At 63.9% G+C, this 12,764-nt stretch carries 12 protein-coding genes and 5 tRNA genes; 15 read left to right on the top strand and 2 right to left on the bottom strand.

Translation table 11 applies throughout. The annotated features are described in order from the left end of the window. Positions 1-87 precede the first annotated feature (87 nt). Positions 88-159: transfer RNA gene (locus tag HMPREF2559_RS05495), tRNA-Val, on the bottom strand. A gap of 296 nt (positions 160-455) precedes the next feature. On the opposite strand from HMPREF2559_RS05495, the gene HMPREF2559_RS05490 reads away from it, so the two are divergent. The 13 genes from HMPREF2559_RS05490 (at position 456) to HMPREF2559_RS05430 (ending at position 9,458) form a co-directional block, all read left to right on the top strand. Beyond that, positions 456-528 (top strand) — tRNA-Gly (locus tag HMPREF2559_RS05490). A gap of 47 nt (positions 529-575) precedes the next feature. Further along, a tRNA-Cys gene (locus HMPREF2559_RS05485) sits at positions 576-646 on the top strand. 24 nt (positions 647-670) lie between these two features. Further along, positions 671-742 (top strand) — tRNA-Val (locus HMPREF2559_RS05480). A gap of 23 nt (positions 743-765) precedes the next feature. After that, positions 766-838: transfer RNA gene (locus HMPREF2559_RS05475), tRNA-Gly, on the top strand. Positions 839-1,186: 348 nt separating this feature from the next. After that, on the top strand, positions 1,187-1,732 hold the full coding sequence (locus HMPREF2559_RS05470) for a copper resistance CopC family protein (RefSeq protein WP_066513426.1): 546 nt from the start codon (positions 1,187-1,189) through the stop codon (positions 1,730-1,732). Between the two features lie 13 nt (positions 1,733-1,745). Then, on the top strand, positions 1,746-2,381 hold the full coding sequence (locus HMPREF2559_RS05465) for a copper chaperone PCu(A)C (RefSeq protein WP_066493029.1): 636 nt from the start codon (positions 1,746-1,748) through the stop codon (positions 2,379-2,381). 9 nt (positions 2,382-2,390) lie between these two features. Beyond that, positions 2,391-3,626, top strand: a complete 1,236-nt coding sequence (locus HMPREF2559_RS05460; RefSeq protein WP_066493031.1) for a Dyp-type peroxidase — start codon at positions 2,391-2,393, stop codon at positions 3,624-3,626. A 77-nt stretch (positions 3,627-3,703) separates the two neighbouring features. Next, the gene (thrS, locus tag HMPREF2559_RS05455) at positions 3,704-5,761 is read left to right on the top strand and encodes a threonine--tRNA ligase (RefSeq protein WP_070539781.1); all 2,058 of its coding nucleotides are present in this window, start codon (positions 3,704-3,706) and stop codon (positions 5,759-5,761) included. Next, positions 5,748-6,359 (top strand): HIT family protein, encoded by a 612-nt coding sequence (locus HMPREF2559_RS05450; protein WP_371325676.1) that lies wholly within the window; start codon positions 5,748-5,750, stop codon positions 6,357-6,359. Before thrS ends, HMPREF2559_RS05450 begins: the two co-directional genes overlap by 14 nt. After that, on the top strand, positions 6,352-6,978 hold the full coding sequence (gene pgsA, locus HMPREF2559_RS05445) for a phosphatidylinositol phosphate synthase (protein WP_066493038.1): 627 nt from the start codon (positions 6,352-6,354) through the stop codon (positions 6,976-6,978). The genes HMPREF2559_RS05450 and pgsA overlap by 8 nt, the downstream gene beginning before the upstream one ends. A 15-nt stretch (positions 6,979-6,993) precedes the next feature. After that, complete coding sequence (locus HMPREF2559_RS05440; protein WP_070539780.1) at positions 6,994-7,902, top strand: phosphatidylinositol mannoside acyltransferase; 909 nt, start codon at positions 6,994-6,996, stop codon at positions 7,900-7,902. Next, positions 7,903-8,991 carry a glycosyltransferase family 4 protein gene (locus HMPREF2559_RS05435; RefSeq protein ID WP_066513417.1) on the top strand — a complete coding sequence of 363 codons (1,089 nt, stop codon included), beginning with the start codon at positions 7,903-7,905 and terminating at the stop codon, positions 8,989-8,991. Beyond that, positions 8,991-9,458, top strand: coding sequence for a hypothetical protein (locus HMPREF2559_RS05430; RefSeq protein ID WP_066493047.1), 468 nt, complete (start codon positions 8,991-8,993; stop codon positions 9,456-9,458). Before HMPREF2559_RS05435 ends, HMPREF2559_RS05430 begins: the two co-directional genes overlap by 1 nt. A gap of 15 nt (positions 9,459-9,473) precedes the next feature. Here the strand turns inward: HMPREF2559_RS05430 and HMPREF2559_RS05425 are convergent, their stop codons facing one another. After that, on the bottom strand, positions 9,474-10,841 hold the full coding sequence (locus HMPREF2559_RS05425; RefSeq protein ID WP_070539778.1) for a glycosyltransferase 87 family protein: 1,368 nt from the start codon (positions 10,839-10,841) through the stop codon (positions 9,474-9,476). A 157-nt stretch (positions 10,842-10,998) separates the two neighbouring features. Here HMPREF2559_RS05425 and HMPREF2559_RS05420 point away from each other — a divergent pair, with 157 nt between their 5' ends. Beyond that, entirely contained in the window at positions 10,999-11,844 is an 846-nt protein-coding gene (locus tag HMPREF2559_RS05420) for an acyl-CoA thioesterase (protein WP_066493048.1), read from the top strand. A 98-nt stretch (positions 11,845-11,942) separates the two neighbouring features. Further along, a complete protein-coding gene (locus tag HMPREF2559_RS05415) occupies positions 11,943-12,701 on the top strand; it encodes a YebC/PmpR family DNA-binding transcriptional regulator (protein ID WP_066493050.1) in 759 nt (252 codons plus the stop codon). Positions 12,702-12,764 lie beyond the last annotated feature (63 nt).

The raw sequence follows: 12,764 nt of genomic DNA, 5'->3' as shown, positions 1-12,764 counted from the left end.
ATAGGCGCAGGGAACATGGGGTGCCACACGGAGTACGGGCAAGCAAAAACCCCGGTTGCGAGGTGAACTCGCCGCCGGGGCTGATTGTGGTCCTAGTTGGGATTGAACCAACGACCTTTCCGGTGTGAACGGAACGCTCTCCCACTGAGCTATAGGACCTCATTGGGTACAGGAGAAAAGTAGCACGCTCCTGTGTGCGGTACCTAATCGGCAGGTCGGGGTGAAATCGTGGCGCGGATCGCTGGGCTGCGCCGTGTTCGAGTGGCCGTGACGGTGTCGTGTGGTGCTGAAATGACAGTGGTGTCATTCGGGTGCGTGTCTCGGGTGCTTGGGGGATGAGTGAAACCCGCGTCTGAACGGGCGATTTGGCAAACTGTGGCTCCAAAGGATAATGTTTCTACTCGCACCGCACAGTGTTGTTAATTCTTACATCAAAACATCACATCGCAGTGCATGCGGATGTAGCGCAGTTGGTAGCGCATCACCTTGCCAAGGTGAGGGTCGCGAGTTCGAGTCTCGTCATCCGCTCAGGTACTTCTCTTCTTTGAGAGTGTACTGTTGAGGCGGTAAGCCACGGTGGAATGGCCGAGTGGTGAGGCAAAGGTCTGCAAAACCTTGCACACGGGTTCGATTCCCGTTTCCACCTCAAAGTCTTCACGTGAAGATGCCCGCGCGATTAGCTCAGCGGGAGAGCGCTTCCCTGACACGGAAGAGGTCACTGGTTCAATCCCAGTATCGCGCACAGAAACCCCTCGGGTTTCGAATGCGGATGTAGCGCAGTTGGTAGCGCATCACCTTGCCAAGGTGAGGGTCGCGAGTTCGAGTCTCGTCATCCGCTCAGATTAAAGCGTCGCCCTACGGGGCGGCGCTTTTGCGTTGTGGGCGTTGTGCGGTGTTGGGGAAGCGTGAAAAACTGGAACGGCTGTGTTTTTGCCGAGAAGTGGTGCGAAATTGGCGGTTGGGGAGGGCTTCGACGGCAAAATGCCCTCGAGTGAAGGGAGCCGCGGCGGATGTGGCGCGAAAGTGTGACGTACATCTTTGTTGGGAACCATTGGCAGTGAGGCAACGACTACCTGGGTATCGCGCGCTGGTCCCGAGGCGGAAAGCTGTGGGGGTAGGCGGCGGCGATACGATGTGATAATTGCACGGATACTTTCCGTACTTTGAGACAAGGAGCATCACCTTCATGAGAATTCTTCGTTCGGGCCTTCGTTCGAGTGCAGCAGCGCTCGTCGCGGCAGCGGCACTCGCAACGGCACCGGTTGCTCAGGCCCACGACTCAGTGGTGGGCGGCAACGTGGTAAGCGATGCGCCGCTTGAAGAGTTCCCAAAGGAAATCACGCTGGAGTTCTCCGCGATTCCGCGCGAGGGGTTCAATACCTTCGCGGTGACGGACACGAACTCGGGCGACGTGATCTTCGATGCGGAGCCGACCGTGGACGGCCGCGAGCTCACCGTGGAGACGCCGGAAGGCGTGAACCCGGGACCGGGCCACTACCAGGTGGGATTCCAAATCACGTCCTCGGATGGACATGCGACGCGTGGCTCGGTGCCGTTTGACGTTGCTGGCCAGGCGGCTGGTTCCTCCGAGGAATCCACGACGGGCGATCCGGTCGCGGATGCGGCGCAAAATGCGTCGACGCCGTGGAAGTGGATCATCGCCGTGGGGGCGGTCCTTGCAGTTATCGCAGTACTCATCCTCTTCGCGGCAAAGTCTCGCCGTAATGATTAAGAAAGGCACGTTCATGCTCAATACTCGTACCGTCCTCGTTTCTTCCGTCGTCGCCGCGGCCCTCGCGCTTGCGGCATGCTCGCCGGCGCAGGAGAACGACTCGGCAGAGAAGGTGGACACTGCATCGTCCGCAGCGGCAAAGGCTAGCGCGGACAAGAGCGCTGAAGCAGGTTCTGAAGAGCACGCCATGGGCGACATCCACATGCACGACGGCGTCGTGCGTGAGATGGCCGCGGACTCGGATATGACCGCCATCTTCGGCGAGATCCACAACGGCTCGAATAAGGACATCCACGTCACGGGCTTCACCACGTCCATTGACGCCAAGATGAACCAGATTCACGAGGTCGTCGACGGTGTCATGCAGGAAGACACCGATGGTCTCATGATCCCGGCCGGCGAGTCCGTGACCCTGGCCCCGGGCGGCCAGCACCTCATGCTCATGGGTGTTGCCGAGCCGGTCATGGCTGGCGAGGAAGTCGACGTCACGCTGGAGCTTGAGGACGGCACGACCGTCGACCTGGGTGCGCAGCCGGTGCGTTCCATGAACGCCGGCGAGGAGGGCTACCAGGACATGGAAGGCGGCATGGCCGGAATGTCGGAGATGCCAGGGATGGCGGACATGTCCGAGCACGACCACGCCCACTAAGGACTAGCAATGACACATGCGCAGTTGGGACGCCGCGAGCTCATGGCCGGCGGCGCCGTCGCGGCAAGCGCGCTCGTGGTGGCGAGCTGTGCCCGCGGTAAAGAAGCGGATCCGGTCGGTCAGGCAACGAGTGGGGAGAAAGGGGCATCGGTCAGCGGTGCCCCGCTTGCGGATGCCATTGTGCCTTTTGATGGCGAGCACCAGGCGGGCGTGCAAACGCCCTCGCAGGCGCACGTCAACCTCGTCGGATTTAACCTCAAGGATGGGGCGGGGCAGCGTGGGGCGCGCAACCTGATGCGGCTGTGGACCGAGGACGCGCGGGCGTTGTGCACGGCGGAAACGCCGCGCGGATCGCTCGAGCCGGAGATGACGCAGACCCCCGCGAACCTCACGGTGACGTGCGGCTGGGGCGAGTCTTTCTTCGCAAAGATTGGTGCGCAGAAGCCGGAGTGGCTGGGCGACGTCCGCTCGTATACGAGGGACAAGCTGCGCCCTGAATGGGGCCAGACGGATGTCGTGCTACAGATTTGTTGCGACGATCAGCTCACGGCCTCGCACGTCCTGCGCCATATGGTGCGCTCGGGCGCGTCGTATGCGGACGTGGCGTGGGTGCAGCAGGGCTTCCTCAATGCTAACGGCTCGTTGGAGGACGGGGAGACCCCGCGCAACGTGTTCGGCCAGAAGGACGGGACCGTCAATCCCAAGACGGACGCGGACTTTGGCGAGCAGGTATGGATTGAGGATGGGCCGTTCAAGGGCGGCACGGCGATGGTCGTGCGGCGCATCAATATGAACATGGAGACGTGGGAGGAAGTCGACCGTCATGCGCGGGAGATTTCCATTGGCCGCACGTTGGATAACGGTGCGCCGCTGTCGGGCACGGAAGAAAACGATCCGGTGGACCTCGAGGCGCGCGACAAGTACGGGTTGAAGGCTATTGACCCGACGTCGCACGTGGCGCGTGCCCATCCGCCGGCGGACCATCCGGAGCAGGTCATTTTGCGCAGGCCGTATAACTTTGACCTGGCGCCCTCACCGGAACGGCCGGGGGAATTGTCTAACTCCGGGCAGATCTTTATCTGCTTTCAGAAGAATCCGCGCGAGCAGTTTGAGCCCATTCAAGCGCGCCTGGATGAGGTCGATCAGCTCAATACGTGGATTACGCACGTGGGCTCGGCGATGTACTACGTGGTGCCCGGTACGCAGGGCGGTACTAGTTGGGGAGAAAACCTCTTAAAGGGGTAGACTTATTCGCTGTATCTTGACCTTTAGCGGGGCTGGCCAGGTATGCCCGTCCCGCGTGAGCGCATAAGGAGCGCGACATGGCGGAAATGATCCCTGCTGTACCGGTGAACTACGAGCCCGTGACGGTCCCGGCCGGCACTCCGGTGGGCCAGGCCCTCAAGGACTTGCCGAACAAGGGCCCGGAGGCCGTTGTGGTTGTCCGTGACGAGAGCGGCATGCTCTTCGACCTCTCCCACACCCCGGAGACGGACACCGTGTTCACGCCGGTCGCAGCGAGTGAGGAAGACGGTCGCGCCGTCATCCGCCACTCCACGGGTCACGTCATGGCGCAGGCCGTGCAGGATCTTTTCCCGGGCACGAAGTTGGGCATTGGCCCGGCCATCGAGAACGGCTTCTACTTTGACTTCCAGACGGCCGAGCCGTTTACGCCGGAAGACCTGAAGAACATTGAGAAGCGGATGAAGAAGATCATCAAGTCCGCACAGCGCTTCGAGCGCCACACCTACGCCTCCAACGAGGAAGCGGAGAAGGCGCTGGCCGAGGAGCCGTTCAAGCTCGAGCTCGTGGTCGACAAATCCAACGTCGACCCGGATTCGGACGAGGCCGCCGAGGTGGGCGCGGGCGATCTCACGCACTACGACAACGTCAACCCGCGCACGGGCGAGGTCGAGTGGTTCGACCTGTGCCGTGGGCCGCACGTGCCGACCACGAAGTACATCCCGGCCTTCGCGCTCACCCGTTCTTCTGCCGCCTACTGGCGTGGCGACCAGAACAATGCCGGCCTGCAGCGCATCTACGGCACGGCCTTCGAGTCCAAGGAGCAGCTCGAGGCGTACCAGACCATGCTGGAAGAGGCGGAGAAGCGCGACCACCGCCGCTTGGGCCAAGAGCTGGACCTGTTCAGCTTCCCGGACGAGATTGGCTCTGGCTTCCCGGTGTTCCACCCGAACGGCGGCATCATCCGTCTGGAGATGGAGGAGCACTCCCGTCGCCGCCACATCGCGGCCGGCTACGACTTCGTCAACACTCCGCACATCACGAAGGGCGACCTCTTCGCCAAGTCCGGCCACCTAGACTTCTACAAGGACGGCATGTTCCCGCCCATGCAGCTCGACGGCGAGACGGACGAGAAAGGCAACGTCACCAAGCAGGCGCAGGATTACTACGCCAAGCCGATGAACTGCCCCATGCACAACCTCATCTTCGCGTCGCGTGGTCGCTCCTACCGTGAGCTGCCGCTGCGCCTCTTCGAGTTCGGTACGGTCTACCGCTACGAGAAGTCGGGCGTTATCCATGGCCTCACGCGTGCCCGCGGCTTCACGCAGGACGACTCGCACATCTACTGCACCGAGGATCAGCTCGAGGAAGAGCTCACGAGCGTGCTCGAGTTCATCATCTCGCTGCTCAAGGACTACGGCTTGGACGACTTCTACCTGGAGCTGTCCACCAAGGACCCGAATAAGTTTGTGGGCTCGGACGAGATTTGGGAGCGCTCCACGGAGATCCTGCAGCGCGTCGCGGAGCGTTCGGGCCTCGAGCTCGTGCCGGACCCGGCGGGTGCCGCGTTCTACGGCCCGAAGATTTCGGTCCAGGCGCGTGACGCTATTGGCCGTACGTGGCAGATGTCCACGGTGCAGCTCGACTTCAACCTGCCGGAGCGTTTCGAGCTGGAGTACACCGCGCAGGACGGCACGAAGAAGCGCCCGATCATGATCCACCGCGCGCTCTTCGGCTCCATCGAGCGTTTCTTCGGCGTGCTGCTTGAGCACTACGCCGGCGCCTTCCCGGCCTGGCTGGCGCCGCACCAGGTCATCGGTATTCCGGTCGCGGACGATTTCGCGCCGCACTTGGAGAGGATCATGGAGCAGCTGCGTGCCCGCAGTGTGCGCGCGACTGTCGATACCTCGGACGACCGCATGCAGAAGAAGATCCGCAATCACACCACGGGCAAGGTGCCGTTCATGCTCCTAGCCGGTGCCCGCGATGTCGAGGCCGACGCCGTGTCCTTCCGCTTCCTGGACGGCACGCAGGTCAACGGCGTGCCGGTGGGCCGCGCGGTCGATGTCATCGAGGACTGGATCCGCTCGCGCAACAACGAGCAGCCGTCTGAGGGAAACATCGGTGCCCGCGTTTAAGCCTTCCGATGCCGCCGGTTCGGCCGACGTGCCCGCGGGCGAGCCCGCTCACGCGGGCACGTACGTTGACTCCGGCGTAGGCACGCCCGATCGCTTGGAGCGTCTGTGGGCGCCGTTCCGACAGGCCTACATCACGGACCCGGGACGCACGTCCACGGATCCCTTCGTCGAGGCGCCGAAGAAGTCGGACGAGGACGCGCTCATCATCGCGCGCGGCGAGCACGTCTATGCGTTGCTCAACCTGTTTCCGTATAACGCGGGGCACCTCATGGTCGTGCCGTACCGCAAGGAATCCCAGCTGGAGAACCTGACGGACGCGGAAACGGCTGAGCTTATGGCCTTCGCGAAGAAGGCTGTGCGCACGCTCAAGCGCGTCTGCCGGCCGGAGGCCATCAACGTCGGCTTCAACCTGGGTAAGGCCTCGGGCGGCTCGGTGGGTGACCATCTTCACCTGCACGTCGTGCCGCGCTGGGCGGGCGACAGCAACTTTATGACTATCATCGACGGCACGAAGGTTTTGCCTGCGTTGCTGCGGGATACCCGCGCGGTGCTCGCCGCAGGGTGGCAAGAAATCGAAGAGGAAGACAAGCATGCTTAGTGTGCATGGCCGCAAGCCGGCCGCCGTCGTGGTGGAACCCGTCGCCAAGACATTTCTCAAAATGGGGCTCACGCCCAACGTCGTGACCGTGGTGGGCACGGTGGTCACCATCGCGATCGCCGTGGTCCTCATCCCCACGAACCATCTCTTCGCTGCCGCCATCCTCTCCGGTCTCTTTGCCGCGTTCGACATGCTCGATGGCACGATGGCCCGCATGACCACGGGCGGTTCGCGTTTTGGTGCGACCCTCGATGCGTCGTGCGACCGCATCACGGACGGCGCACTGTTTGCCTCCATCGTCTACTGGTTGGTTTACGTGGACCACGCGAGCTCGTGGACCGTGGTGGCGTGCCTCATCGTTCTCGTGTGCTCGCAGGTCATTTCGTATATCAAGGCGCGCGGAGAGGCGAGCGGTTTCACGATTGTGGGCGGTCTCATCGAGCGCCCCGAGCGCCTCATCATCGGTCTCGTGGGCGTGGGCTTCGAGGGCCTCGGCATCCCGTACTCCATCGAGGTCGCCCTGTGGATCCTCGTGGTCGGTTCCATCTGGACCGTTATTGAGCGCATGCTGCAGGCCCGCCGCCAGGACACGAAGGCACGCTTTAAAGAAGACCTCTAGAAAGGCCGGACACGCATGAGCAAGCCTGCTCTCCTGACCGAACACCTTGCCGCCGCCGGTTACCTCGCCGGCTGGCGGCTTGTCCGCTATTTACCGGACTCCGTGGCCTCGTGGATCTTCGAGCGCGGGGCCGATTATGCCTCGGACAACGGCCGGGGCATGGAGATGCTCCGCCGCAACCTGGCGCGTGTCGTGGGCCCGGAGAACGTCACGCGCGAGCTGGTGCGCGATTCGATACGCTCCTACATGCGCTACTGGAAAGAGGCGTTCCGCCTGCAGGCTTTGCATGAGGATCCGCATCTTCTAGCGAAGCTGAACGCGGGGTTGCAGGGGTTTGAGCATTTCGCGGCATCGGAAAGCACAGGGCGCGGGGTCATCCTGGCGCTGCCGCACTCGGGCAACTGGGACATGGCTGGCGTGACGCTTATCGGGCGCGGCCGATCGTTTACGACGGTGGCCGAGCGGGTCAAGCCTGAAGTCCTCTTCAACGCCTTCGTGGATTTCCGCGAGTCCCTGGGCTTCGAGGTGTTGCCGCTCACGGGCGGGGAGCACCCCATGGCGCACCTTAAGTCTGTGCTCGAGCAAGGAGGCGTCGTGTGCCTGCTCGCCGAGCGCGACCTCACGCGTACCGGCGTCACCGTGAATTTCTTTGGCGAGGAGGCCAACTTCGCGGCGGGCCCGGCGGTCCTCGCGCGGGAGACGGGCGCGGCACTGCACGTCGTGCACTCCTGGTTCGAGGGCGACGGCTGGGGCCTGAGCGTCTCCGAGCCGGTCGAGGTGACGACGGTGGAGGAGACCACTCAGCGCCTCGCCGATGGCTTTGCGGAGAACATCGAGGCGCACCCGGCGGATTGGCATATGCTGCAGCCGGAGTGGAACGTCGACGTAGAGGCGCGTCGCACGCGCCGCGCGAAAGGACAATGAATGAAAATTGGCTTTGTCTGCCCTTATTCTTTCGATGAGCCCGGCGGCGTGCAGGCGCACATCATTGACTTGGCGACGGTACTCATCGAGCGCGGCCACGAGGTCCAGGTGCTGGGCCCCGCGGCGCCGGAAACCTCGCTGCCGGACTTCGTGGTCAAGGGCGGAGGCTCGATTCCCATCAACTACAACGGCTCCGTGGCGCGATTGTCCATTGGACCGCAGGTTGTGCGGACGACGCGTCGGTTTATCCGCGAGGGCAACTTCGACATCCTCCACATTCACGAACCCAATAGTCCGTCCTTTTCCATGGCGGCGCTGCGGATTGCGCAGGGGCCCATCGTGGCGACGTATCACGCCTCGGCGGCAAGTTCGCGGCTGCTCACCATGGCTAAGCCCTTCCTCATGCCCATGCTGGAAAAGGTCCGCGGCGGGATAGCGGTCTCTGAGATGGCACGGCGCTGGCAGGTGGAACAGCTGGGCGGCGACCCTGTGCTCATTCCGAACGGCGTGGATACCTCCGTCTACGCGGCGGCCGCGCGCGAGCCTTCCACTGAGGGCCCTGTGGAGATTGTCTTCTTGGGCCGCCTCGATGAGCCGCGCAAGGGGCTCGACGTCCTGCTCAAGGCCCTGGAGGTTCTGGAGCGCGACGTCCGCGTGACCGTCATGGGCGGCGGCAGCCCGCGCTCCGTGGAGGGTGTGGACTTCGTGGGCCGAGTGTCGGACGCGGAGAAGGCCGAGATTCTCGGTCGCGCGGATATTTATGTCGCGCCGAACCTGGGCGGGGAGTCCTTCGGCATTGTGCTCGTCGAGGCCATGGCGGCCGGCGCGGCCGTCGTCGCCAGCGACCTTGAAGCTTTCGCGGCCGTGTGTGACGCGGACTCGGAACAGCCCGCGGGCCGACTCTTCCGGACCGGCGACGCCGCGGACCTCGCGCTTGCCCTGCGTGAGCTCACTGACTCGCCAGAACAGCGCGCTCGGCTACGCGACGCCGGATGTGCACGGGCTGCGATATATGACTGGGACAACGTGGCCACGCAGGTGCTGCAGGTCTACGAGACGGTCCAGGACGGATCGAAGGTGAGGGCGTAATGGATTATGTGATCGTTGCCGTCGTCGCGATTATCGTCGCGGTTATCCTTGCCTGGGCGTATTTTACGGCGCAGCGGCTCAATCGCCTGCACATACGTATCGACTCTTCGCTCGCGCAGCTCGAGGCGGCGCTAGACCGCCGGGCTGCGGTGGCGGCGGCTCTCGAACCCTCGCTGCGCGAGGCGGCCCGCGCCGCGGAGTCCGCCACGCTTACGGACGGCGCCTTTGAACAGCGAAGCGTGTGCGAGCGCGAACTCACGGCCGACATTGCGCGTGCGTTCCCGCAACGGCCAGCTGAGCTCGTCGAGGCCGAGACCCGGGTGCAGCTCGCGCACCGTTTTTATAACGAAGCGGTGTCCGATACCCGCGCGTTGCGTCTGCGGCCGCTCGTGCGCGGCCTGCGCCTGGGCGGCACGGCGCGCCTGCCGGAGTTCTTTGAATTCGTCGGCCTGCCGGAGGCGCAGTAGTAAGGCGCGGTGACGTTATAGCTTCGGGGAGGGCGCAGAGTGTGGGTGGCTCTGCGCAGGCTGTTCGCGCTGGGGGTCTGCTTCCGCCGCGGGATTGCTGCTCGGCGCAGCGGCTGTGGACGTGACGCCCGGCGTACCGGCCGCTGGCCCGGCGCTCATCGCGCCGCTGCGCGGATTCCGGCAGGCAAGAACGAACCACACCGCGGCGACTAGTGCCATGAGCACGACGAGGACGTTGCGCAGTGCAAGGGCGGCGATGGGCAGAAACTGCGTGCCATCGGGGGAGTAGATGGCCTCGTAGTTGAACGGGTAGACGAAGGTGCCCAGGCCGGCGCAGACGACGGCGAAGACGGCGAGCGTCCACAGCAGCGTGCGCTGCGCGGTGGGCCAGCCGCCGCGCGCCAAGGCGACCACGAGGAGGGGCCCAAGCCACGTGATGTACTGCGTGGAAAAGACCTTGTTCGTCACGATGAGCAGAAGGACCATGAGGACGAAGAAGGCGAGGGTGCTCTCCGGGGTCCAGCCGCCACGGATAAAACGATAGAGGGCCCAGCCCAAGCCGAAGAGGACGACGGCAGCCATGGCGAACGTGGTGATCTGGGTGGCCGTCTCAACGCCGGGGCCGGTGATTTCGAAGCTCTTGGAGGGGGCATAGGCAAGCTTCCATGTGCCCAGGTCGAAGAAGTTGCGGTAGACGAACGGAGTGGCGGCGACGGACTCGATCTGGAGGCCGCGGACCTCTTGGTAATCAAGCGGCGAAGTGAGCCGGTCCACGCCCGCGAAGGCGATGGTCGCGGCGACGACGGCGGCGCCGGTGCCCACGAAGGCTGCAAGTGCGGACCACGTGCGCCCACGGGTGGCCCGGCCCACGATGCCCGCGGCGAGCACGCCCGGCCACAGCTTCATGGCGGTGGCGATAGCCACCATCGCGCCGGACAGAGCCGGGTGCTTGAAGAGGAAGTATCCCGCGGCCGCGACGACGAGGGCGGGGAAGAGGTCGAGACGCAGCAGGAAGACCTGGCCGGCGGCCGTGCCGAAGAAGACCCAGAGCCACGCGGCATCGATGGCAGCCTTCGTCTCAGGATGGCGACGCAGCACGAGCGCCATAAACGCCGCGTCGAGGACGAGGATCATAATGGGGAAGGCGATCCAATAGACGTGAAAGTCGGGGCCGACGAGACGGGCAAGCAGCGCCGAAGGCAGCTGACCGAGCCACGGGTATTCCGTCATGGCCTTGGGGTCATCCCCGTAGATGCCAAAGTGGTAGTAGTACACGTCGCCCAGCGGATTGTCTTCGAGCTTGATAAACCAGACGGAGAGCAACCGGGCGACGACCCAGCCGACCCACACGGCGGGGACGGAACGGAGGAGACGAGACAACATGCGGGCAACTTTCACGCGGCGAGGGTAGACGTAACCCCTAGAACAATAGCAAGTGAGATCGGTCCTATACTTGCACCGTTGGCCCGGGGTCGCCCGGGCGCCATGAACGGGCGTTAGCGACGTGCTCTAATGTTAGCGGACCACGGAGGAGATCACCATGCAAAGAATCGCGGATGTGCTCGCCTTGCGCGCGACGGACCCGCTCCACGCGGCGACGCAATTCCTGGGTCCCGCGGTGCCTTCGAACATCACGCGGACGTTTGGCGGTCAGGTCGCCGGGCAGGCCCTGCGCGCGGCGCAACACACCGTAGAGGACAAACTCGTCCACTCGCTGCACTGCTACTTCGTGGCGCCGTCTGACTCCACAAAGCCACTGGAGCTGCGGGTGGAAAAGCTTCGCGACGGCCGCTCGTTTTGTGTGCGTGAGACGCGTGCCTACCAGGACGGCGACCTCAAGAACGTCATGATCGCAAGCTTTCACCGCTCCGGTGACTTGGGCCCCAGCCATGCCGCGCCCATGCCGAGGGTTCCGGACGCGGAGACCCTCGAGCCGGCCCCGGCGCACGCGGCATCGGCACGCGTGGTGCTCGGTGACTGGGCGGAGTGGGACATCCGCGTCGTTCCGGACCGGGACATGGATATTCCGTCGCCCACTGGTCGTGGCTTTGGTGACGCGTGGCTGCGCAACACAGCGGCGGACCTGCCGGACGATGACGCGTTCCACCAGGCGGCGCTGACGTATATGACGGACATGCTGCTTCTGCGCGCGACGCTCATCCCGCACTCCGGCGCGCGCGTGCAGATGGCCAGCCTCGATCACGTGGTGTGGTTCTTCCGTCCGCTGCGCGTGACTGACTGGCTGCTTTACCATTTGGATTCGCCATCGGCGGAAAATGGCACGGGGCTCGCGCGCGGCCTCATTTACAACCACCACGGCGAGCTCGTCGCAGCGACGTCCCAGGAAGGACTCACGCGCGCGACCCCTGAGCAACACTGGGCTTAAACCCTGCACGTTAAGGGAGGGTCTTTAAAAACGGCCCAGGCGTAAATCCGTATAATGGGCAACCGAGAAAAATTCGCCAATCCGAAAGGGGATGGACCATGTCCGGCCACTCCAAATGGGCTACCACGAAGCACAAGAAGGCAGCCAACGACGCCAAGCGCGGCAAGGAATTTGCCAAGCTGATCAAGAACATCGAGGTTGCGGCTCGGACTGGTGGAGGCGATCCGGCGGCGAACCCGACCCTCGACGACATGATCAAGAAGGCCAAGAAGGCCTCCGTCCCGAACGACAATATCGAGCGTGCCCGCAAGCGCGGCTCCGGCGAAGAGGCCGGTGGCGCAGACTGGGAGACCATCATGTACGAGGGCTACGGCCCTAACGGCGTGGCCATGCTCATCGAGTGCCTTACCGATAACCGCAACCGTGCGGCCACGGACGTGCGCACCGCGATGTCCAAGAACGGCGGCAACCTGGGTGAGTCCGGTTCCGTGTCCTACATGTTCTCCCGCACCGGCCTGGTCTTCGTGGCCAAGGGCGAGCTGACCGAGGATGACGTCCTCATGGCCGTGCTCGACGCTGGTGCCGAAGAGGTCAACGACTTGCGCGAGCGCTTTGAGGTTGTCTGCGCCCCGGGCGATATCCCGGCCGTCAAGGACGCGCTCACCGAGGCTGGCATTGAGGTCGACGACACGGATAACGATTTCCGTGCTTCCGTCGACGTGCCGCTGCAGGCCAACGACGCGAAGAAGATCTTCCGCCTCATCGACGCCCTCGAGGAGTCGGATGACGTGCAGAACGTCTACACCAACATGGATCTCTCGGACGAGGTCCTCGCTGAGCTCGAGGCTGAAGACTAAGCTTTCGTAGCGTGTCAAGGGGCGCCCGCGCGGCGCCTCTTTTTTGTGCTAATTTATAGAACG

It is taken from the genome of Corynebacterium sp. HMSC072G08 (assembly GCF_001809185.1).
Lineage (GTDB): Bacteria > Actinomycetota > Actinomycetes > Mycobacteriales > Mycobacteriaceae > Corynebacterium > Corynebacterium phoceense.
Note: the sequence above shows the minus strand (reverse complement) of the source record. Positions and strands in the feature narration are given on the sequence as shown.